Genomic DNA, 22,390 nt, shown 5'->3' with positions numbered 1-22,390 from the left:
TTATAAGGTTATACAATGATATGAAAAGCCAGTAACCTATAAAAACCTAGACTTCTGTAGAGTTATATTTATTTATGCATAGAGACAAAATAAAGAAAGAAAATGAAATTTAAAATATAATGTATTGGTTTGATAGGGATCGTGATGCCGTGTGAGTAGATGAAGTAGCACGCTCACTCTCTAACACGAAGACTTGCATTAGTCTCAGTATCAGTGTTAGAGTAACAAATTTTAGAATAATGTACAAGAGCTAGCAAAAGATACTATGTTAAGCCCCATAAATATATCATTGACATAAGCTTTTTATGTTATCTGGCACAAGTCAGTTACTTTTTAAAGACATTCCCCAACATACCTTTGATCGCACCTTGTAAATCGGCAGGGTAAATCACAAATTTTGAATTTTCACTTTTACTGATCTGTTCTAAAGAACTGATATATCTGTCACCCAGTAAGAACATGGCAGGAAGTTCCTGATCTTTTATGTTTTCGCTTATCATACGGATAGCTTCTGCTGAAGCATTTGCCAGTGCAACCTGCGCTTGTGCTTCTCTTTTAGCTGCTTCTAGTTTACCGTCTGCTTCTAAGATGGCAGCATTTTTGTTACCTTCAGCGGTGGTCTCTATGGCACGTCTTTCTCTCTCTGCGGCTGCCTGTCTCTCCATGGAGGCTTGCATAGAAGCACTGGGATTGATGTCTTGTATCTCAACAGATTTGACTGTGACACCCCAGTCGGCAACGTCATCAATAATGGAGTCTTTGAGTTTAGCTTTAATGTGTTCACGGTTTGAAAGTGCATCATCAAGGCTCATCTCTCCAAGTATAGAACGTAACGTGGTCATGACAAGCTGCTGTATGGCAACTCTAAAATCCTCTATACCATAGATGGCATCTCTAGGATTGGTCACACGTGCAAAAGTAACGGCATTGGTGTGGATGACCGCATTGTCTTTAGTGATGACCTCTTGTTCAGGAATGTCCAAAATAAGGTCTCTCGTAGAGACACGCTCTCTTATGGATTCAAGATAAGGGATGATAATGTTGAGACCCGGAGTAAGTGTTCGCGTAAATTTACCTAGTCTTTCTACTACCCATTCTTCTCCCTGAGGAACGATATTGATCCCTTTGTAGAGCGTAACGATCACCGCAATGACGAGTATAATAACGATATTTAACATTTCCATTTTTTTTCCTTGAGTTAGTTTTGAGTGATAGGTGCAACTTCTATGAGCTGTCCACTGATCTGTACGATCTTCACACGTGTCCCTTTGGCTATATCTACTTTTGATATCGCATGCCAGGAGGTATTCCCAAGCACAGGTGTATCAAATGTGACCTTTCCTCTGCTATGGGGTTGTATATCTTCCATCACCACACCTAAGGTATCGAGTCTGTAGTTTGACTGTCCGCTCTCTGTCACAGGCTCTTCTCTGAACCACTTGAACCATACAGCAATGACAAGAATGGAGAGTATCATCCAGATGGTGAGTTCGAGGGTAAAAGAGGTATCTAAAAATATGTCTAGTATACCTACGATAATCGCAGCGATACCCAGTCCAAGGATAAAAAAGGTCCCCATACTCATATCCAAAATAAGCAATGCTATACCAAAAACGATCCAGTGCCACCATAAAACAGTTTCGTTGAGAAATTCGATCAAATTCACTCCTTTCCAATATGAAGATTTATTATATCATAAAAGACAATTGTGGATAAAATTTACGATAATAAGTATTATTTGGATATAATCCCCAAAATTTTCGTACTTCGTACATCAAGGATAATAAATGTCAACTTTAAATGTATATTATGACAAAGATTGTGATATCAACATCATCAAGTCAAAAACAGTAGCAATGATCGGTTTCGGTTCACAAGGGCATGCGCATGCAGAAAACCTTAGAGATTCAGGTGTAAATGTTGTGATTGGTGTAAGAGAAGGTGGTTCTTCTTGGAAAAAAGCTGCAGCTAAAAACTTTGAAGTACTTTCTGTTGCAGATGCTACAGCAAAAGCAGATGTAGTTATGATCCTTCTTCCGGATGAAAACCAAGCTGAGATCTATAAAAACGAGATCGAGCCAAACCTTAAAGAGGGTGCGACTATCGCATTTGGACACGGGTTTAACATTCACTACGGAAGAATCATCCCAAGAGCAGATATTAACGTTACTATGATCGCACCAAAAGCACCAGGTCACACTGTACGTTCTGAATTTGTAAGAGGTGGTGGTATCCCGGATCTTATCGCTGTGGGTCAAAACCCAAGCGGTACGACTAGAGAGTTGGCACTTTCATATGCATCAGCTATCGGTGGCGGTAGAACAGCGATCATCGAAACAACGTTTAAAGATGAAACTGAAACGGACCTTTTCGGTGAGCAGGCAGTACTTTGTGGTGGAACAGCAGCATTGGTACAAGCTGGTTTTGAAACATTGACTGAAGCGGGTTATGCTCCAGAACTTGCATACTTTGAATGTCTTCACGAGCTTAAGCTTATTGTTGACCTTATGTTCGAAGGTGGGATCGCTGACATGAGATACTCTATCTCTAACACAGCTGAGTATGGTGATTATGTTTCTGGTAAAAGAGTGATCAACGCTGAGTCAAAACAAGCGATGAAAGATATCTTAAAAGAGATCCAAGATGGTAGATTTGCCAAGGACTTTATCCTTGAAGGTCAAGCAGGATACCCAAGAATGAATGCTGAGCGTAACAATGACAAAGATAAACTCATTACGCAAACAGGTAACAAGCTTCGTGCAATGATGCCATGGATTTCAGCGAACAAAATCGTAGACCAAGAAACTAACTAATTTTTTTTAGTTCTTTGCATCCATCTTTGAATGATGGGTGCGGTCAGCTACAACTTGTAGCTTCTCTTTCCCAAACATTCAAATCTAAATACAAATCACTAAAAATCTTTAGTTAGTTTTATTGTCTATGGACTTTTTTTAATCCTGTCAAATTTTATATCTCATTCTTAATGCTACTTTGTTACAATAGCTGAAATTTAACAACCAGTGGACTTCATGGCAAACCAACCCAAAAAAACTAATACGAGATCTTCTTCCAGAAAAAAGCCAGTACAAAAACGAAGAGCTAGAAAACCTGCAAAAGGTTCTTCTACTTTCAAAAAAAGTTTTTTGATCGTTCTAGGTGTTTTGTTGATGATCTCTATGGTGATTTTTGGATATTTTCTGGCTCAGCAGGATAGGATGAATGGTCACAGAACATTCACACAGAGCCATAAGTCAGATAGCACAGAGAGTCCAAAGAAACTTTTAGAGGAACTTTCAAAGATCAAAACAGAAAAACCTCGTGAAAAACAGGAGATTGCTGTTAGGAAAGCTCTAAAGACGGAAAAGAATACGTTTGTGAAACCATTAACTCAAAAAGAAATAAATGAAGAGAAGGTCGTTACAAAAGAAGAGAGACCAAAGAGCAAGAACATTCAAAAAACAATCACTTCAGATACGATCGAACAGCCAAAACTCGTGATCATTATAGATGATGTCACAACAAGAAGTCAGCTCAAGAGTATACAGGCTACGGGTATCAAACTCACCCCATCCATATTTCCCCCATCACAGCGTTCGATGACTTCACATAAATTAGCTGAAGGTTTGGAACATTATATGATCCACTTACCTATGGAGTCTGGGACTGCACAATTTAACCAACAGACGAAAACACTGATGACAAATTTCAGCAAAGAAGAGATAGAAGCCAGAGTAAAAGAGCTTAGAACACTTTTCCCTACGGCACGCTATATCAACAACCATACAGGTTCTGTGTTTACTGATAACTATGCGGCGATGCGAACACTCTATAAAACACTTCGTAAGGAAGGTTTTCTCTTTGTGGATAGTCGAACGATCGCTTCGACCAAGGTGCCTATGATAGTAGAAGATTTTGGTGATGCGTATGTGGCAAGAGATGTCTTTATCGATAATATACATACGGTCCCGTATATTCATCTGCAGCTTCAAAAAGCAGTCAAAATGGCAAAGAAAAAAGGGTATGCCATCGCTATAGGACATCCTCATCAAACAACAATGAAAGCGCTCTCAAGTGCAGCTGTGATTTTCAACGATGTAAAACTGATCTATATAGATGAACTTTATCAATAATCTGCACCTCAAGGGTATTTCCTCCTTTTAGTCAGGGCACAATTTGAATTACCATACTCTTTTTAAAAGTATGACAATATGTAATATTTTTAATACTGGATATGCCTCTATGATATCATGGGTGTAAAAAGGCACCCCATGAGTCAAACAGTTACTCAACATATACCCGCTTTGAATGCAATGAAGAAATATCCTTCCTCTCTTTTTTATAAGGGTAACCTGGATCTTCTGCAACGACCCAAAGTTTCTATAGTGGGAACAAGAAGACCCTCAAATTATACACGACACTCTACCTATATACTTGCCAAAGCTTTAGCCAAAAGAGGAGTGTGTGTGGTCAGCGGAGCAGCGATGGGAGTCGATACGATCGCACATGCAGGAGCGGGGGAAGAGAATACCATAGCAGTGGTAGCCAACGGATTGGATATACGATACCCGGCAGTGAATCAAGATCTCATAGAAAGTATAGAGACTAAGGGACTTGTATTGAGCCAGTTCAATGATGGTTTCAGGGCCACAGGATGGAGTTTCGTGGTACGAAATGAACTGGTCGTTGCACTCGGGGATATGCTTATTGTTACTGAGGCGGATCTCAATAGTGGTTCCATGTGTTCTGTAGAGTATGCGTTCAAAATGGGTAAAAAGATCTTTGTGCTTCCTCAAAGACTTGACGAAAGTTTGGGTACGAACCAGCTGTTGCACACGATGAACGCCACAGCCATACATGACATAGAGTCATTTGCTTCTACTTTTGGGCAGATCGCAGAGGATGGAGTAGCAAAAGATGATTTTTTTTATTTTTGCCAAAACTCACCTACATTTGATGAGAGTATTAAAAAGTTTGGTGACAGGGTGTATGAAGCAGAGCTTGAGGGGATCATTACGATACAAAATGGTATTGTAAGGCTCTCTTAGTAAAATCTATCTCCCTGTATAGAGGGAGATAGATTATTTGGCTGTTTTGGAAAGTTGTGAGAGAAGTTCTTCCAATGATGCTTCTGGAAGCATACCTGCTTGTACAAATTGTACATCACCTTTTGTGTCCATGGCTACCAAGAAAGGAATACTTCCCCTCCATTGTGCTCTTTGCTGAATATAATTTACCAATTCAGTTGCTCTCTCTTCGGAGACTACAATGTAGTTCATACCTTTTTCTTCCGCAAACTTCTTGACCTCTTCATGGGTATAACCTTGTACTTCTATAGAGACAATGGCTAAAGTGTCTTTATATTTTTCCTGAAGCTTAATTAAATGTGGAATTGAAGCGAGGCAAGGAGGACATTTATGTCCGAAAAATTCTAAAAATATGACTTTCCCCTCAAGACCTTGAATGTTAAGACCTTGTTCTGTACCTCTTACGTCATAGGTTTTTCCTGTGATGTCGGTCATGGTCATTTCTGCTAAATATCTTTTATCTTCTGCTGCGTGCGTATAGCTGAAGAGTGATAAAAGTAGAAGGGATATGGTGAATAGTTTTTTCATAAAATGGGCCTTTATAGATGATTTAACAGATTATACACTATGAAGATGTAAAAATCGTGTAATTGGTTCGAATTCTGTAAAAGATTTTTTCAAAGAGCATCATCGTATGTAAAAGGGGGAGGGGAAAAAATGATATGAGAAATAGACCTAAAAATATTAGGGAGAGAGGTCTATCTCTTGATGATGCTCTTGTAAAAGTATTATAGTCATATAAGGTTAACTGAATACTAATAGAAGAACACATTATAAATCAGGGAGGGTAATAATGGATCAAGTATTTTCTAAGAGCATCTTTGGGACAAGGAGAAAATGTTTTTAAAAGGAGTCCTAAAATACTTTATAAAAGGGAGGGGTAATATTTTAGGTGTCCCTCGATGCTCTTGTAAGTGTAGTGTAATACAGGAAGGTTAACCGTATGCAAATAAAGAGTAGTTACACTATAATAGTGAGATGAAATAAAGGATATTTTTAATGATAAAAAAAGTTTTATGTCTGGGATTGTTTGTTTGTACGTATGCATGGGCACAAGAGTTGTCACTGGAAAAAAGAATCGGCCAAATACTTATGGTCGGTTTTCATGGTACACATGCATCTAAAGAGAGTCAGATATGTAAAGATATAGAAAACTATAACCTCGGGGCAGTGATCTTATTTGATTATAACCCGGTGAATAAAAATAAGCCAAAGAATATTGCCACAAAAGAACAATTGGCCACTCTGACCAAAGAACTTCAGGCATGCAGCAGTGATGGGAAATTACTGATTGCGGTAGATCAAGAGGGAGGAAAGGTACAAAGACTTAAAAGCAAATACGGCTTTTACGGTAAGTTTCCCAAAGCATCAGATGTGATCAAAATGGATCAAGGTAAGATCAAAGAAACCTATACAAAAATGAGTGAAGAACTCAGCAGTGTAGGTATCAATTACGATCTTGCACCGGTGGTGGACCTTGATATCAATAGGAAAAACCATGTGATTCATGGTTTGGGACGTTCCTTTGGTAAAGACCCAAAAGTGGTTGCTACCTATGCATCTACCTTTATCGATGCTATGCATAGCAATGGTGTACTTACCTCCATCAAGCATTTTCCCGGACATGGCTCTTCGGTGGGTGACACACATAAAGGGTTTGTCGATATTACGAACCTTTGGGATGATATTGAATTGGAACCTTATAGACTTTTAAAAGACAAAGCAGATACAGTCATGGTTGCCCATGTCTTTAACCAAAATATAGATGCCAAATACCCTGCAAGTCTCTCGTATAATACGATTACAAAGTTGTTACGCTGGAAACTGGGCTATCATGGTGTGGTGATCACAGATGACCTTCAAATGGGTGCGATCAGTCAAAAATATGGGTTGAAAAATACACTTAAATTGGCGATCAATGCAGGAGATGATATCTTACTGATAGGAAACCAGCTGGATCCTAAAAAAACCGTCAGTACAAAAAAACTGGTCGATACTATAGTCACATTGGTTCAAAATGGAGAGGTGAAAGAGGAGCATATCAACAGAGCATACAAGAGAATTCAAGGATTAAAGAAGAAACTTTAGTGTATTACTTTCCAAGCCATCGTTCCAAGATGATCTTTGCAGCGATGGAATCGAGCTTCCCATCTTTTTTGTGTTTGAACTGGCCCATGGTAAGTTCTTTGGCTTCAATACTGGAACTCTGTTCATCCTGATAGGCGACTTCTATATCTAGATCAAGCAGCGACACAAAATGTTTGATACGTCTTTCCATCTCTTCAGAGCTTTCAGCATCTTTTGGCAGGCCTACGATGAGTTTTTCTATTTCCCACTCTTCTAAAAATGTCTTGAGATCCTTTGCCGCCTGATTACGGTTTTTTCGTAAAATGGCATTTTGAGGCATGACGATCTTTCCATCGAGGCAGATCGCCACACCTATACGTTTAAGTCCTACATCTATACTAGCTAATTTCATAGTGAAATTGTACCCAAACTTTACTCATCTTCAATAATAGGTGGTTTCATCTTTAATGTATCATAAGTGTACTATCTTGTTCGGGTTTGTCAGAATATAAAATATTATACTTCTAAATAAGTAAAAAAATAAAATCCTTCGATAGAATTGTAGTAGGGAAATGTCAGTATGGAGAGTATGAAATTATCAGAATAAGGTAATATCGTATGTATTTGAACAAAATAAGTATGGCCATTATAGGCTTAAGCAGTATAGGGTATGCACAAGCAGACCAAGGTGCAGGATCGGAAACTTTCTGGCTATGGATCGCTCTCTTCGCTTTGGGAATAGTGGGTATAGCTATATTATTTGTTACATCTTATCAAACACAGAAGTTGAAACAGTTTTATAAGTCCATGTTCGAGAAACAGTTGGAGATGGAAAGAAATCAAAATCTCCTACTTGCCAATATGAGTGAAAATGTTCATAATATTGCGAAGCAGACACTTGAAGAAACGCAACAACTCTCCAAAACATCTACAAATAAAGATACAGTTTTAGGAAACACTGAAAGCAGACTTTTAGATGTGACACATGATCTTTTGGATTTTCTCAGGTTAAAATCAAAACAGGTTGAGATCGTCAATGAAGCATTTAATATTAATAACGTATTGAATGAAGTGTCAGGATCCATATGCTCACAATTTTTGGGTAGTAAAGCCGAACTTATTTTTGATATACATAAAAATGTTCCACGACACTTAATAGGTGACTCGCTGCATTTAGGACAAGCACTCAAAAGTATACTTGAATACCTGATGGTACAAGAGGAACTGGATGAAGTGAAGTTGGAAGTTTCTATGTTTGATACATTTGAAGAAAATGTGGAGTTACAGTTCCAATTCTCTGATAAAGGAAGAGGGATCGATCCTAAAACACTCGAAAATCTATTTGTACCTTATTATGATGTCGATACAGGTAAATACGTAGGTTTAGGCCTTTTTGTCGCCAATGCATTGGTGGATATGATGAAGGGAAAACTTACTGTTGAGAGTCGAGAAGAGAAAGGAAGTACCTTTACACTGACCCTGCCTTTTGACATAGTGAACAAGTCTGATCAGCGAAGATACCGCTTGCCTGAAAAGGCACTGATAGAGAAAAAGGTGTTTATTGTTGACAGTAATTATAATTCAGCGCTGGCTGTCAAAAGAATGTTCACCTATTTCAGACATGAGGTGACGGTGCTTTCTAAAAAAGAATTCATGAAAACCATGCCTAACTTAAACTCTTTTGATATCGTTATTTTAGATGAAAGTCTCTTCGATATCAGATTGATCCAGTATCTCAATCAAATCAAGATGGGTAAAGAACTGAAAGTGATTGCCCTGAATTCACTGCTCCATTCCAATCAAAATAATGTTAATGATGAAGTGATCGATGCACAACTCTTTAAACCACTCAATCAAGAACGTGTTTTTGAAATGATCGTGAATATGTATAATATTAAAGTACCTGCAGTTGAAGAAGAACAGAAAGATGAAGCGAAACAGATACAAACATACAGAAGAGATTTCACTGAAACCAAAGGTGTGACGCAACACTCTTTTCAAGATTTTTCCGGTAAAAATATTCTTATAGTAGAAGACAACCTCATTAACCAGAAAGTACTGCTTAACTTGCTGCATCTTTCTGGAATAAATATCAGCGTTGCAAATAATGGACAAGAAGCGGTTGATATGGTTAAGAAGAGTCAGTTTCCATTTGACCTCGTGCTTATGGATATCAATATGCCTATCATGGATGGGTTTACGGCTACACAAATGATACGTCTCGAGAGTCAGTATGATGGAATGCCTATCGTTGCATTCACAGCATTGGTTCTGGACAGTGAAATACAAAAGATGTTCAACTGTGGCATCAATGCATTTTTGGCAAAACCGCTCAATATAGGTAAACTCTATACGGCATTTTCTACATACCTTGATGATACATCCAAAGTGGCAGCCAAGAAAAAAGAAGTTGAATCACAAAAGGCCATTAGCTATCAAGGGATCAATATTAATGAGGGTATCACCCATGCCAATAACAGTGAAGCCCTCTATCGCGAAATATTAAAAGAGTTTGCTACTGCATATGGTACCAGTGATGAGATCTTCACCAAATTGATCAAAGAACACCGATATGAACAGGTGAAGATGTTATGTATAGATATGAGAGGGTTGACAGGAGCTATCGGTGCAGAGGATATGCATGCGTTGATCAATGATATACTGCATAAGATCCTCTACAAGAAATATGAATTACTTGCCAATTATAATGAGAAGTATAAATTTGAGATACAAACCTTAAATCGTTCTATCCAGAAGTATATTACTGCAGCATGATGGCTGCTTTGATATGAAGGATAGATGCGTTCATTTGATCAACGTGTTAGCTCGGTACAGCTTTTTTAGGTAGTTTCATGCCTGGCTGCCAGGGTGTTGTATAGCGTGAAGTAGTAATTTCCATCTTTTGTAAGGGGACATCACAATTCATGTATTTGGCGCGTTCATCTTCACTCAAATAACGTTTACACACTTTCATACGTTTAACATAGATGGGTTCCTTCTCAAAGTGACTAACTATGACCTTCCTATCTTTACTGCTTGCATGTGCGAACCACCCGTCACCAAGATAGATACCCACATGATTGATCTTTTTACTTCTTTTGTTCGGAGAACCAAAGAAGATGAGATCACCGTAATAGAGGTTCTTAAACTTCACCTCTTTGCCCATTTTTGCCTGTTCCCTTGCTACACGGGGGATCTCTATCCCCATAGATCCGTAAATATTATAGGTCAGCCCTGAACAATCAAAGGCATAGGGCCCCTCTTCGGCCCAGACGTAAGGTTTACCAAGATAAGAGTAGAGTAGCTCTTGGATGTTGTTTCTGTTGGGATTACAGATTTTTTCAGGTTTGATGATGTCATAGTTTGGGTAGTTGTAGGGTTTCTTCTGTGCACACCCGTTCAAAAGAAACAGGGTTGAAATGAACAATAAAATATATTCCCCTCTCACTTTCATAGGTATCCTTTCTAAAGTATTAACATCGCATCCCCATAGGAGAAAAATCTGTACTTTTTCTCTATGGCTTCTTTATATAAGTCTAACGTTTTTTTTCTTCCGATAAAAGAAGAGACAAGCATGATAAGTGTGCTTTTAGGTAAATGAAAATTGGTGAGTAGATAGGTGACTCTTTGGGGTGGATTGGAAGGATTTAAGAAGAGGTCACACTCCCCGTGTGTTTTTTTCGTTCGTGCATAATACTCGATCGTTCTGGTCACAGTGGTCCCTATGGCCAACACAGGGGTATCACTGTCAAGCACTTTTGCAGAGCTTTCCGGGATTTCAAAATACTCAGAGTGCATAGGGTGGTCGAGTATCTCTTCGGCCTCGACAGGTTTAAAGGTCCCCGCACCTACATGGAGTGTCACGGTATGTGTTTTATGTCTTTTTTCTAATTCCGCGAAAAGTTCAGGGGTAAAATGAAGGGAGGCAGTAGGGGCAGCTACAGCACCGGCATTTTTGGCAAAGAGTGTTTGATAATCTGTTTCATCTTCTTTCTTGTCTTCTCTTTGCATATAAGGTGGCAAAGGGATATGCCCTATGGCATCAAGCACCAGTACCAACTCCTCAAAACGTATCTCTTTACCATGATGTGTAAATGTAACGATGCGTGAACCGTCATCATTTAACTCTGTTACCATAGCGACAAGTTCATCGTCAAATAGGAGTTCCGTACCTATCTTCACTTTACCCCGGATGAGTACAAGATAATGGTGTGCATCAATAGGTTTGTTAAAGAGGAGCTCTACCTGACCTCCACCTTGATTGTTGAGAGATCTTTTATGACCGAAAATACGTGCTTTTATCACACGGGTATCATTGAGAAATACATCACACTCTTTTGGAAGATACTCGAGTAAGTGTTTAAACGTAGTATGGGTCACTGTGTCGGTTTTTCTGTCATACACCAGCAGTTTTGCATGGTCTCTGGGTTGCACAGGTGCCGTAGCTATGAACCCTTCGGGGAGTTCATAGTCATAATTTTTTGTCAGAAGCTCTTCATTCATATAAAGGATTAGTGTGTGCTTTGGGCAGTTTTTTCATCTTCATCTGCCTCTTCACCTTCATCTTCAACGTGTGGGTTGACCACACGTACGATGAGAATAGAGAGACCATAAAGGAGGACAAGCGGTGCAGCCATAAGAAGCTGTGTCAGTACATCAGGCGGGGTAAGTAGTGCAGCCACCACAAAGATGATCAGTACGGCATATTTGAAAAAGTCTTTGAGAGTTTTATCTGTAACAAGGCCAAGAAGTGCCAAGAAATAGGCAAATACCGGTAGTTCAAATGCGATACCAAATCCCATCATAATCTTGGTAAAAAAGCCGACATAGTCTTCGATATTGATCAGCGGTGTATAGAGAAAAGAACCAAAAGTAATAAGGAACTGAAACCCAAATGGCGTCACGACATAGTAGGCAAAAAGCACACCTACAAAGAACATGATCGAACCGCCTATGACAAATGGAAGGATCATCTTTTTTTCATTACTGTACAGGCCGGGTGCCACAAAAAGCCAGATCTGATAGAGTATGAACGGCAGTGCACCGAGCAGACCTGCAAAAAACGAAACTTTCAGTGCGACAAAAAATGCACCACCGACCTGGTGGGTGGTTACCATCCCATCAGCAGCCTTTTTCGAAAGGTGTGCCACTTGGTCCAAAGCCTCATTCAAAGGTGCTGTGATCCATGCCAATATCGCCTCATGAAAGAAAAATGCAATGATAAATGCAATAAATACCGAGAGTACAGAGAGTCCGAGTCTTTTTCGTAGCTCAACGAGGTGGGGTCTGAGTTCACTAAACATTACGCATCACCTTCAGGTTTGTCTGTTGTTTCATCCGTCGCTTCTTTTTTCTTTTGCTTTTTTGGCTTTGTAAAGGTTATCGTGTCATTTTTTGCCTCAACCTGTGTGGCAATGGTCTCCTCTTGGGCTGTCTCTTTACTGTCAGAAGTTGTCTCTTTTGAAACTGCTTTAGAAGACTCTGTTGAGATCTCCTCCTCAAACTCATCAAAATCTATGTTTTTAAAATTTCTAAGTTCGTTCGTTGCCTCATCCAGTTGTTTTTTATAATTCAGTGCTTCTTCTTTAAGATCTGCAATTTTCATCTCCTCTTCAAGAGAACTTTTTGCTTCACTTACAGTCTTTTTGACACCTTTGATAAATTTGGCAACCTCTATCATCGCTTGAGGTAGCTTATCTGGCCCCAAAAAGAGTATCGCAACAATGGAAATGAGAAGTAACTCAGTAAAGCCGATACCAAACATAATATACCTTGTAATTTAATTGCTGTATTTTATCGAATTATCCTAAAATGTAGAGTGCGAGTTCATCACTCAAGAAGAAATTATCATTATAGTAATGTGTCTCATCGCAACGAAGTTTCTCTTTTTCACAAAGGGTATCTGCTTTTTGTATCATCGCTTCTGTAAGTAGGGCTTTCTCTACACCTACATTGCTGCGCAGGCCTAAAAAGATCTTTTCTGTCAGTAGCTCATCCGGAGTGAGTACTTCTTCTATGATACTAAGCGGGTCTGCAACATAGGCTTCAATATCGGTTTGGGGATAAAAACGTTTGTTTTTAAAAAATCCTACGGCACCAGCTCCTGCACCTATATAATTCTTGAGTTCCCAATACCCTCTGTTATGTCTGCTCTGGTAGGTACCGAAGTTTGAGATCTCATAGGCTTTAAAGCCCCGTTTTTCTATCTCATTCGTGACAAAAAAAGCAAGATCCTCATTCTCCTGTCTTACCTCAGGTGTCATTGAAAACTTTGTACCGTCCTCGATGGTCAGTTCATAGGCGGATATATGATCAATAGGAAGAGAAAAGGCTTCCTTTATATCATTCAAAAGCAGCTCTTTTGTGTCACCCTGGTAGTTGTAGATCAAATCTAAAGAGAGATGTTCATATCCCAGTGTTTTAGCAGTGTGTATGGCTTCTTTTGCCTGTTGTGGGTTATGTGCCCGGTTGAGTGCTTTGAGTTTTTGTGCATGAAAACTTTGTACCCCGAAACTGATACGGTTCACACCAAGTTTTTTCATACCCTCAAGCCATACTTTGCTTGCAGAGTTCGGGTTTGCTTCTGTAGTGATCTCTGCATTTTTTTTCAGGTAGGGGTGAAGCAGTTCGAAAATGGGAGCATAGAGTGCTGGGTCTACCGTTGAAGGTGTACCTCCCCCTATAAAAAGTGTTTCAACACTTTGCGGTTTAGCATCAAAACGTTGCAGTTCAAACGAAAGTTGCTGATAGAGGGCCTTCATATAGTTGGACTGGGTTTCAAATTTGTCGACATAGGTATTGAAGCTACAGTAGTGACACTTTGAATCACAGTAAGGAATATGAAGATAAATTAGCAAATAGTTTTCTCACTTTTCAAATGTTTGTAACCGCAGTTTAGATAGAATAATATCAGAAAATTAGGAATGTATCGATAAATTTTAGTAGATCTAAAGTAAAAATACCATTTGGTACTGATTACCAAAAGAGACCTGTCTCTTTTGCTTTCTTTGAAAGAAGCACAGTACTAACGCGATAAAAGACTTTGAGTTTTGTTGTGTCCTATTGAATTAGAATGTGAAATGAGTAAAAGCATGCAAAAGAAAAAGAGCTATAGGCCTAATGTTGCAGCTGTCATACTCTCTTCCAAATATCCGGACAAGTGTGAGTTCTTTGTAGCACATCGAAGTGATATCAAGAACGCGTGGCAATTTCCTCAGGGAGGTATCGATGAAGGTGAAACACCTCGAGAAGCATTGAAACGGGAATTGTTGGAAGAGATAGGCTGTGATAATGTAGAAGTACTAGGGGAGTTTCCTGAATGGATCACCTATGACTTTCCTAAAAGGTCACGAGGTAAAACATACCCTTTTGACGGGCAGACACAAAAATATTTTTTGGTACGCCTGAAAGAGAGTGCAACCATCAATTTACAGGCATATGATATTCCTGAATTTGAAGAGTATGAGTTTGTAGAGTATGAACAGTTATTTAAAAAGGTGACCTACTTTAAACGCAAAGTGTATCGTAGAGTGATCGATTATTTTATAGAAGAGGGTTTGATATAGATGTTAGTTGTACATAAATATGGCGGTACAAGCGTTGGAGATTTAGATCGTATCGAAAATGTGGCCAACCGTGTAGCAAAAGCAAAAGAAGCTGGTAATGACATTGTAGTTGTTGTCTCTGCGATGAGCGGTGAAACCAATAAACTCATAGGGTATGCAGAACACTTTACGAAGAGTCCGGCAAAAAAAGAGATGGATATGCTGCTCAGTTCAGGAGAACGCGTGACAGCTGCACTGCTATCTATCGCTTTGCAGTCAAAAGGGTATGATGCAGTAGCAATGACCGGACGTCAAGCGGGCATCGTGACAGATAATACACATACCTATGCACGCATAGAGTCCATAGACCCGACTGCAATGCAAGCGGCTATAGGTGAGGGGAAGATCGTTATTGTAGCAGGTTTCCAAGGGATCAATAAAGATGGTTCAGTGACCACACTGGGACGTGGCGGTTCAGATCTATCTGCTGTTGCATTGGCCGGAGCATTGAAGGCGGACCAGTGTGAGATCTATTCAGATGTAGATGGTATTTACACCACAGATCCACGTATCGAACCTAATGCAAAGAAGCTTGACACGATCTCTTATGATGAGATGTTAGAGCTTTCGTCACTGGGTGCGAAGGTGTTACAGAACCGTTCAGTAGAATTGGCAAAAAAACTTAATGTAAAACTATACGCTAAAAGTAGTTTTAGCGACAATGAAGGTACGCTTATCACAAAGGAGAGCAATAGTATGGAAGAAGTATTAGTAAGTGGTGTTGTCCTTGACAAAAACCAAGCAAGAGTGACACTTAGAGGTGTTTCAGACAGACCGGGGATCGCAGCAGAGATCTTCACAATGCTGGCAAAGGCGAACATCAATGTGGACATGATCATTCAAAATATGGGGACGGACGGTTCAACCAATCTTGGATTTACTGTACCGCAAAGTGAACATGAAAATGCCAAAAGATTGATGGAAAGCTTTGACCATGATATCCAAGGGATGGATTTTGATGAGCATGTATGCAAAGTCTCTGTTGTGGGTGTAGGTATGAAATCCCACTCAGGTGTGGCTGCGACAGCATTTACTGTACTGGCGCAAAGTAACATCAACATACAAATGATCTCTACATCTGAGATAAAGGTCTCTATGGTGATAGATGAGAAGTATGGTGAACTTGCCATCCGTACACTTCATGAAGCTTACGAATTAGACAAGTAGGGTAAATGCAGCAGCTTTTAAAGTGGACACTGGAGACCATTCGTGAAGAAGAGTCTTCTTTTTCATGGATGGAAGAGTACCGTTATGAATGGGCACCTTTAGCCAAAAGTGCTGTTTCTCAAAGTATTGAGGGAAAAACAGCGCTTATCATTACGGATGAATCATATGAGTGGTTTTCTCAATATATTTTAAAGAATATCAATGATATGAAAAAAAACAGACCACTGCTTCCTTTCTTCTGTCTATCGAGCTGTTTCCCTCATTTTCAAGAGATGAAATCGACACAGGACTTGCAACTTCTTGAAGATATGTTGGATATCTCTTATCCTAACGGTTATTATATTTGGTATATTGGTAAAGGAGATCATCCTTACACAAAACTCGCCTATAGAAATGAAAACAGCTTTTTATGGGTCATGGATGAAGAGGTCCAAGATAGTTTTGCCTTCCGTAGTTCGGATGCTTTATTGGATATTAAACTGTTACAGCTTTTTAAGCTTTTTGATAACACACTCTCAGCAGCACTTTTCGGGGATTTAGATTTAGAGTCATGAGACTAGTGAGCCAAGTGATCATCAGCAGTAATATCAATGACACGGTGATCCAGCTCGAAGGGCTACAACAAAATGAACGTTTTGTGAAGATCATCAAAGAGGATAATTTTTTAGTCGAAGATGCAAAACTTGCGATAGAAAAGGCGTATATGGCCAGTGATGAGACCACCGTCATTATCCTTGGTGCCAAAACATTTTCCCCTGTGGTACAGAACAAACTTTTAAAAGTGATAGAAGAACCCCCACCCAAAAAAGAGTTTATTCTTATTACACCGAACAAAGCTACGATCCTGGATACCATTCGTTCACGTTTACCTATTACGATGCATTCTTCGTATACAGAAGAGGAAGCGCTGGAGTTGGATCTATCTCACCTCTCTTTGGCTACGGTATATGATTTTGTACAAACCCATAAACGTACAGATGCCAAGGCAATGAAATCGCTTGTGGAACGTATCAGCAAAGATGCTATCTATTCACAGGCATATAACCTGGATGAAAAAACGTTAAATCTTTTTTCGAATGCCTTTATTGCTTTGGATGTAGGATCACCGCCACCATTTGTACTTAATACCCTGCTTTTGAAACTTCTGGCTCGAAAAAAACGGTAAAATATACTAAGACTCTAAAGGGGCTTCTATGAAAATATATCAACTTGGACATATCACAGATAAAAAAGCAGCCCTTAAAGCATTGAATGTAGAGAGCGGTGGTATCAGTATCATGGCAAAGAAGATGGAACTGCTCCATTTCTTTATCAAAGACCTTAAAACACCCGCTGCAAATATACTCAAACAGGATGCCCTTAGCATAGGTGCAGAGCTTGCTGTACCTGGTGGGGTCATACTCTGTGAAAAACCTACCTATGACTGTATTCTTATGGGAACGAGAAAACATATGGAACTCCTCTCTAAAAAAGAGTTGGCACAGCCTTTTGGACTTAAAACGATCGCTATGGAACTGAAGAAATTTCTTGCTGTAAAAACCTATCCCACACAGATCATGGGTGTGATCAATGCCAATGATGACAGTTTCTTTTCTGGAAGCAGGTTCAAGGCTGAAGATGCCATAAAGCAGATCAAAGAGATGATAGAGAGTGGTGCAGATATCATTGATATAGGTGCTGTATCTTCCCGCCCGGGGGCAGATGAGGTAAGTGCAGAAGAAGAGTTGGCACGTATCAAACCTGTTTGTGATATCATCAAAGCTGAAAAGCTGTATAAAAAAGCAACGTTTTCTGTGGACAGTTATACACCTGATGTTGTAGCGTATGCACTGGATAGTGGATTTACGATTATCAACGATATTACAGGAGCAAGTGATGATGCTATCATCGATCTTGCAGTGAAGTATGATGCCAGACTATGCATCATGCACATGAAAGGCACACCAAAGACCATGCAAAAAGACCCATATTATGATGATGTCATGGTGGAGGTCAGTGATTTTTTTGAGGCGCGTATCGCGAAATGTGAAGGTTTAGGGCTTGTCAGAGAAAATATCATCCTGGATGTAGGGATAGGCTTTGGTAAGGCCTTGGAACATAATCTGACCCTGATCAAGAACATGGCGCATTTTAAAGTATTCGGCTGTGAAGTGCTTGTAGGTGCAAGCAGAAAATCAATGATCAACAAAATAAGTACTTCTACTACTGAAGAGCGTTTGCCAGGTACCTTAGCGATCCATTTGAAAGCGGTTGAGAACGGGGCTTCTATCGTGCGTTGTCATGATGTTGCCGAACATCAACAAGCTTTAGCAGTTTTGAGAGCGATGCTGTAAATCGTGGTACGTATACTAAAGTGGATCCTCGGTTCTGTTTTGCTCACAGTGATGGCACTGGTTGTGATCTATATCTCTATCTCAAAACAGGCAGAAGCGGATCTGTATCACATTATTGACAAAGTCCCGGCGAAAAAAGCTGCTTTGGTATTGGGTACAGCCAAATATAGGGTAGGTGGCGGGCAGAACTACTTTTATACCTATCGTATTCGTGCTGCAGTCGATCTTTTTAAGGCAGGTAAAGTGAAAGCTATAGTGGTTTCCGGGGATAATAGTACCAAGTATTATAATGAGACAAGCAAGATGCAAAAAGATCTGATAAAAGCGGGGGTTCCAAACCGCTATATTACCATTGATCCTTTCGGGTTAAGAACCCTTGATTCTGTGGTAAGAGCTGAAGCGATTTTTGACCTAAAAGACTATATAATCGTCTCCCAGAAATTTCACCTTGAAAGAGCACTGTTCATCGCCAAATCCAAAGGACATAAAGCCATAGGTTTTATAGCAAAAGATATACCGGGTACAGCAGCTGCGTACAGGATGAAAGCCAGAGAGTATTTTGCGAGGGCAAAAGCTTTTTTGGATGTGTATATCTTGCATACTATGCCGAAATATGATGGAAAAAAAGAGAAAGTAAACTATAAACAATGACAAACGAACAATACCAAGAGAAGATCAAACTCCTTAAAAAATGGGCACATGCTTATTATGTGGAAGATAATCCCATTGCCAGTGATGAAGAGTATGACAGGCTTTACCATGAAGTGTTGGACTATGAAACAGAGAACCCTGCAGAGGTGGCAGAAGATTCTCCTACAAAGCGTGTCGGAGGTATCGTGCGTGATGAGTTTTCCAAGGCGAAGCACATCAAACGTATGTGGAGTATGGAAGATGTGTTTGACCGAAATGAGGTCGTAGAGTGGTTGGAGCGTGTAGAGAAGAATATAGGGGAGTGTGAGTATTTCTGTGAGCCAAAATTTGACGGTGCGAGTATGAACTTACTCTATGAGGATGGGAAGCTGGTACGTGCCATAACACGTGGGGATGGTGTCGTAGGTGAAGAGGTGACGGATAATGTACGGACGATACGTTCTGTACCACTCAGTATCGATTATAAGGGGCTGATTGAGATACGCGGTGAAGTGGTTATCCGAAAGGATGACTTTGAGCAGATCAATGAAGAGAGACTCGAAGCAGGAGAGAGCCTCTTCGCGAATCCTCGTAATGCAGCAGCTGGGAGTCTTAGACAGCTTGACAGTTCCATTACGGCTAAAAGAAGGCTGGTTTTTTATCCTTGGGGACTTGGAGAAAACACGCTTGAACATCGAAAACTTTCCGAGAAGATGGACTATGTCTATACTTTAGGCTTTTTGGAACCGCCGTTTGCACAGGATTGTAAGGGTATCGATGAGATAGAAGCTTTTTACCGTATGCTTATTGAGAAGCGTGATGAGATACCTATGATGATGGACGGGATGGTACTTAAGGTCGATGAGGTGGCGAAACAGGAGGAGCTAGGATACACGGTGAAGTTTCCCAAGTGGATGTGTGCCTATAAGTTCCCTGCAGTCGAAAAAGTCACTCAAATCAATGCGATTACACTACAGGTAGGAAGAACGGGTGTGGTAACACCGGTAGCCGAGATCGAACCTGTGAACATTGAAGGTGCGATGGTCAGCCGTGCCACACTACACAACTTCGATGAGATCGAGCGTAAGGATATCCATATCGGTGACTCTGTCATCATCATACGAAGCGGGGATGTGATACCAAAGATCATCAAAGTTTTAGAAGAACGTAGAGACGGAAGTGAAATGATCGTTAAACGTCCTACAGTGTGCCCTACCTGTAACAGTGAACTGCTTGATGAAGGCACCTTGATCAAATGCCAGAACCTTCACTGCCCTGATCGTGTGATTAACTCGATCATCCACTTCGCGAGAAAAGGGTGTATGAATATCGACGGGTTGGGAAGCAAGATCGTTGAACTGCTGGTCAAAGAAGGGATCATCAAAGATATCCTTGATCTTTATTTCATCAAGTATGAAGATCTTGAACACCTTGAAGGCTTTAAAGAGAAACGTATCAACAATCTCATAGGTGCGATCCAGGCGACCAAGGGTGTACCGTTGTATCGTCTTCTGAATGCGATGGGTATAGAGCATATCGGAGAGGTAGCCAGCAAGGCACTGGCATTGGAGTTTGGTCTGGGTATCGTGGATGCAACATTTGATACTGTGGTAGCCCTGGATGGTATCGGTGAAGAGATGGCAAACTCACTGCTTGAATTTATGCGGGTAAACCATGATTTTGTTTTGCAGCTTTTTGAAACGATAGAACCTACCGTAGAAGAGAAAGTGGAAGCAGAAGAGAACCCTTTCAAAAGTAAAACAGTGGTACTGACAGGGTCTATGTCTGTAAGCCGCGGTATCATCAAAGAGATGCTTGAAAAACTGGGGGCTAAGGTCAGTGGCTCTGTCAGTAAAAAAACAGACTATGTGGTCTATGGTGAGGATGCAGGATCCAAGTTGACCAAGGCTGAGAGTCTGGGAGTGAAAACACTGACGGAAGATGAGATGAGGCAAATGCTGTGAGACTGGATAAATATTTGGTAGAAGAGGGTTATTTTGAGAGTCGTAACCGTGCAAATGATGCGATCAAAGCCGGACAGGTCCTGGTAGACGGCAAGAAGGCCAAAGCTTCAGCCAAAGTAGATGAGAACAGCATCGTCGAAGTGGAAGATACGAAATTTTATGTGAGCCGTGCAGCGCGCAAGCTGGAGAACTTTTTGGCTGAGTATCCCATGGACTTGAAAGGGAAAAGAGCATTGGATATAGGTTCCAGTACGGGTGGCTTTGCTCAGATCATGCTTGAGAATGGTGTGACAAGCCTCTCCTGCGTGGATGTAGGTAAAGACCAACTGCATGTCTCACTTCGCAACAATGCAAAACTTTCATTGTATGAAGAGACTGATATCCGAGAATTTCAAAGTGATGTTGGTTTTGAACTGATCACTTGTGATGTTTCGTTCATCTCCATACTGCAGATCATTGAGGACATAGACAGACTTGCTCACAACGGTACAGATATCATTATACTCTATAAACCACAGTTCGAAGTGGGGAAGGATGTAAAGCGTGACAGCAGAGGTGTAGTACAGGATATTGATGCGATAGCCAGACGCAAAGAGGCATTTGAAGCCCAGGCTGAAAAGCTGGGATGGGAGCTTTGCTACCAGGCACGTTCGCAGGTCCAGGGTAAAGAGGGTAATCAAGAGTATCTGTATCATTTTAGAAAGAAGGAGAAGTAGCGTTGTCTTTGCGAAATCAGATCAAGCATATCGCCATAGGCTCATTTGACGGTATACATCTTGGACATCAGGCGCTTATAGATAAGGTAGATGCACTGGTGATCATAGAGAGAAATACCGGTTACTTGACACCGGGATACAAACGTTCACTTTTTACTTCTAAAGCATGCTGCTTTTACCATTTTGACAAGATAAAATCATTGACACCTGAAGCATTTGTCCATAAACTGGAAGCTGATTTTCCTGCACTCGAAACGATCGTAGTGGGGTATGATTTTCATTTTGGCAAAGATAAAGCAGGGAATGCGCAGATGATGAAAACACTGACGAATAAAGATATCTCCATCGTTAAACAGGTCACTCTTGGGGAGACACCGGTACACTCCCGTATCATCAAAACGTATCTGCGTGAAGGAAAGATCGAACTGGCAAATCAATTACTGGGTAGAACCTATTATATAGAAGGCAGGGTGGTGCCAGGACAGGGACTGGGTAAAAAAGAGTTGGTTCCCACGATCAATTTGCATGTACAAGAGTATCAACTCCCAATGGAAGGTGTCTATGCCACACGTACCTGTATTGATGGTCAATGGTTGGACTCTGTAAGCTTTTTGGGGCATCGTGTGACAACAGATGACTCCTATGCCGTAGAGACACATATCTTAGAACAAGAGATCGGTGAAGTAAGTGGAGAAGTTGCACTGGAATTTGTAGACTTTATCCGTATGAATCAAAAGTTTGATAGTTTAGATGCCCTGAGGGAACAAATTCTTGATGATATCACGGCAGCAAAAAAGAGATTATCATCAAATGAGATCTAGAGAG

23 protein-coding genes are annotated in these 22,390 nt (G+C 40.3%); 14 read left to right on the top strand and 9 right to left on the bottom strand.

The window, feature by feature from the left end:
- Positions 1–326 precede the first annotated feature (326 nt).
- Together SULAR_RS09270 and SULAR_RS09265 are read right to left on the bottom strand one after the other, a co-directional pair.
- Entirely contained in the window at positions 327–1,184 is an 858-nt protein-coding gene (locus tag SULAR_RS09270) for an SPFH domain-containing protein (protein ID WP_008245368.1), read from the bottom strand.
- A 14-nt stretch (positions 1,185–1,198) separates the two neighbouring features.
- Positions 1,199–1,666, bottom strand: a complete 468-nt coding sequence (locus tag SULAR_RS09265) for an NfeD family protein (protein WP_369791780.1) — start codon at positions 1,664–1,666, stop codon at positions 1,199–1,201.
- Positions 1,667–1,787: 121 nt separating this feature from the next.
- On the opposite strand from SULAR_RS09265, the gene ilvC reads away from it, so the two are divergent.
- The 3 genes from ilvC (at position 1,788) to SULAR_RS09250 (ending at position 5,045) form a co-directional block, all read left to right on the top strand.
- The gene (gene ilvC / locus SULAR_RS09260) at positions 1,788–2,813 is read left to right on the top strand and encodes a ketol-acid reductoisomerase (RefSeq protein WP_008245366.1); all 1,026 of its coding nucleotides are present in this window, start codon (positions 1,788–1,790) and stop codon (positions 2,811–2,813) included.
- Positions 2,814–3,029: 216 nt separating this feature from the next.
- Positions 3,030–4,130 (top strand): divergent polysaccharide deacetylase family protein, encoded by a 1,101-nt coding sequence (locus tag SULAR_RS09255; RefSeq protein WP_008245364.1) that lies wholly within the window; start codon positions 3,030–3,032, stop codon positions 4,128–4,130.
- 138 nt (positions 4,131–4,268) lie between these two features.
- Positions 4,269–5,045, top strand: coding sequence for a DNA-processing protein DprA (locus tag SULAR_RS09250; protein ID WP_008245363.1), 777 nt, complete (start codon positions 4,269–4,271; stop codon positions 5,043–5,045).
- A gap of 33 nt (positions 5,046–5,078) precedes the next feature.
- On the opposite strand, the gene SULAR_RS09245 is transcribed toward SULAR_RS09250, so the two are convergent.
- Positions 5,079–5,612, bottom strand: coding sequence for a TlpA disulfide reductase family protein (locus SULAR_RS09245; protein WP_008245362.1), 534 nt, complete (start codon positions 5,610–5,612; stop codon positions 5,079–5,081).
- Between the two features lie 471 nt (positions 5,613–6,083).
- On the opposite strand from SULAR_RS09245, the gene SULAR_RS09240 reads away from it, so the two are divergent.
- Positions 6,084–7,172, top strand: coding sequence for a glycoside hydrolase family 3 protein (locus tag SULAR_RS09240; RefSeq protein ID WP_008245361.1), 1,089 nt, complete (start codon positions 6,084–6,086; stop codon positions 7,170–7,172).
- A 4-nt stretch (positions 7,173–7,176) separates the two neighbouring features.
- On the opposite strand, the gene ruvX is transcribed toward SULAR_RS09240, so the two are convergent.
- Complete coding sequence (gene ruvX / locus SULAR_RS09235; RefSeq protein ID WP_008245360.1) at positions 7,177–7,563, bottom strand: Holliday junction resolvase RuvX; 387 nt, start codon at positions 7,561–7,563, stop codon at positions 7,177–7,179.
- A gap of 206 nt (positions 7,564–7,769) precedes the next feature.
- On the opposite strand from ruvX, the gene SULAR_RS09230 reads away from it, so the two are divergent.
- Positions 7,770–9,926 carry a response regulator gene (locus SULAR_RS09230; protein WP_008245359.1) on the top strand — a complete coding sequence of 719 codons (2,157 nt, stop codon included), beginning with the start codon at positions 7,770–7,772 and terminating at the stop codon, positions 9,924–9,926.
- 46 nt (positions 9,927–9,972) lie between these two features.
- Here the strand turns inward: SULAR_RS09230 and SULAR_RS09225 are convergent, their stop codons facing one another.
- The 5 genes from SULAR_RS09225 to hemW are packed head-to-tail and all read right to left on the bottom strand — an operon-like array spanning position 9,973 to position 14,008.
- The gene (locus tag SULAR_RS09225; protein ID WP_008245358.1) at positions 9,973–10,605 is read right to left on the bottom strand and encodes a C40 family peptidase; all 633 of its coding nucleotides are present in this window, start codon (positions 10,603–10,605) and stop codon (positions 9,973–9,975) included.
- Between the two features lie 11 nt (positions 10,606–10,616).
- The gene (gene queA / locus SULAR_RS09220) at positions 10,617–11,654 is read right to left on the bottom strand and encodes a tRNA preQ1(34) S-adenosylmethionine ribosyltransferase-isomerase QueA (RefSeq protein WP_008245357.1); all 1,038 of its coding nucleotides are present in this window, start codon (positions 11,652–11,654) and stop codon (positions 10,617–10,619) included.
- 8 nt (positions 11,655–11,662) lie between these two features.
- Positions 11,663–12,454: a twin-arginine translocase subunit TatC gene (tatC, locus tag SULAR_RS09215; protein WP_008245356.1), complete on the bottom strand. Its 792-nt coding sequence runs from the start codon at positions 12,452–12,454 to the stop codon at positions 11,663–11,665.
- Positions 12,454–12,915 (bottom strand): Sec-independent protein translocase protein TatB, encoded by a 462-nt coding sequence (tatB, locus tag SULAR_RS09210; protein ID WP_008245355.1) that lies wholly within the window; start codon positions 12,913–12,915, stop codon positions 12,454–12,456. The genes tatC and tatB overlap by 1 nt, the downstream gene beginning before the upstream one ends.
- Positions 12,916–12,952: 37 nt before the next feature.
- Positions 12,953–14,008, bottom strand: a complete 1,056-nt coding sequence (hemW, locus tag SULAR_RS09205; RefSeq protein ID WP_038000528.1) for a radical SAM family heme chaperone HemW — start codon at positions 14,006–14,008, stop codon at positions 12,953–12,955.
- 234 nt (positions 14,009–14,242) lie between these two features.
- Between hemW and SULAR_RS09200 the strand changes: the two genes are divergently transcribed.
- From SULAR_RS09200 to SULAR_RS09160, 9 genes are read left to right on the top strand one after another with little or no spacing between them, the layout of a single operon-like run.
- The gene (locus SULAR_RS09200) at positions 14,243–14,716 is read left to right on the top strand and encodes an RNA pyrophosphohydrolase (protein ID WP_008245353.1); all 474 of its coding nucleotides are present in this window, start codon (positions 14,243–14,245) and stop codon (positions 14,714–14,716) included.
- Complete coding sequence (locus tag SULAR_RS09195; protein ID WP_008245352.1) at positions 14,717–15,922, top strand: aspartate kinase; 1,206 nt, start codon at positions 14,717–14,719, stop codon at positions 15,920–15,922. It begins immediately after the preceding gene.
- 5 nt (positions 15,923–15,927) lie between these two features.
- A complete protein-coding gene (locus SULAR_RS09190) occupies positions 15,928–16,476 on the top strand; it encodes a HobA family DNA replication regulator (protein WP_008245351.1) in 549 nt (182 codons plus the stop codon).
- Positions 16,473–17,087 carry a DNA polymerase III subunit delta' gene (locus SULAR_RS09185; protein ID WP_008245350.1) on the top strand — a complete coding sequence of 205 codons (615 nt, stop codon included), beginning with the start codon at positions 16,473–16,475 and terminating at the stop codon, positions 17,085–17,087. The genes SULAR_RS09190 and SULAR_RS09185 overlap by 4 nt, the downstream gene beginning before the upstream one ends.
- Positions 17,088–17,115: 28 nt before the next feature.
- On the top strand, positions 17,116–18,255 hold the full coding sequence (gene folP, locus SULAR_RS09180) for a dihydropteroate synthase (protein WP_008245349.1): 1,140 nt from the start codon (positions 17,116–17,118) through the stop codon (positions 18,253–18,255).
- Positions 18,256–18,258: 3 nt separating this feature from the next.
- Positions 18,259–18,906: a vancomycin high temperature exclusion protein gene (locus SULAR_RS09175; protein ID WP_008245348.1), complete on the top strand. Its 648-nt coding sequence runs from the start codon at positions 18,259–18,261 to the stop codon at positions 18,904–18,906.
- Positions 18,903–20,849: an NAD-dependent DNA ligase LigA gene (gene ligA, locus SULAR_RS09170; protein ID WP_008245347.1), complete on the top strand. Its 1,947-nt coding sequence runs from the start codon at positions 18,903–18,905 to the stop codon at positions 20,847–20,849. Before SULAR_RS09175 ends, ligA begins: the two co-directional genes overlap by 4 nt.
- Positions 20,846–21,565, top strand: coding sequence for a TlyA family RNA methyltransferase (locus SULAR_RS09165; RefSeq protein WP_008245346.1), 720 nt, complete (start codon positions 20,846–20,848; stop codon positions 21,563–21,565). The genes ligA and SULAR_RS09165 overlap by 4 nt, the downstream gene beginning before the upstream one ends.
- 2 nt (positions 21,566–21,567) lie before the next feature.
- Positions 21,568–22,386, top strand: a complete 819-nt coding sequence (locus SULAR_RS09160; protein ID WP_008245345.1) for a bifunctional riboflavin kinase/FAD synthetase — start codon at positions 21,568–21,570, stop codon at positions 22,384–22,386.
- Positions 22,387–22,390 lie beyond the last annotated feature (4 nt).

The organism is Sulfurovum sp. AR (assembly GCF_000296775.1).
Lineage (GTDB): Bacteria > Campylobacterota > Campylobacteria > Campylobacterales > Sulfurovaceae > Sulfurovum > Sulfurovum xiamenensis.
The sequence above is the reverse complement of the archived record's forward strand: the minus strand, read 5'-3'. Positions and strand labels throughout refer to the sequence as shown.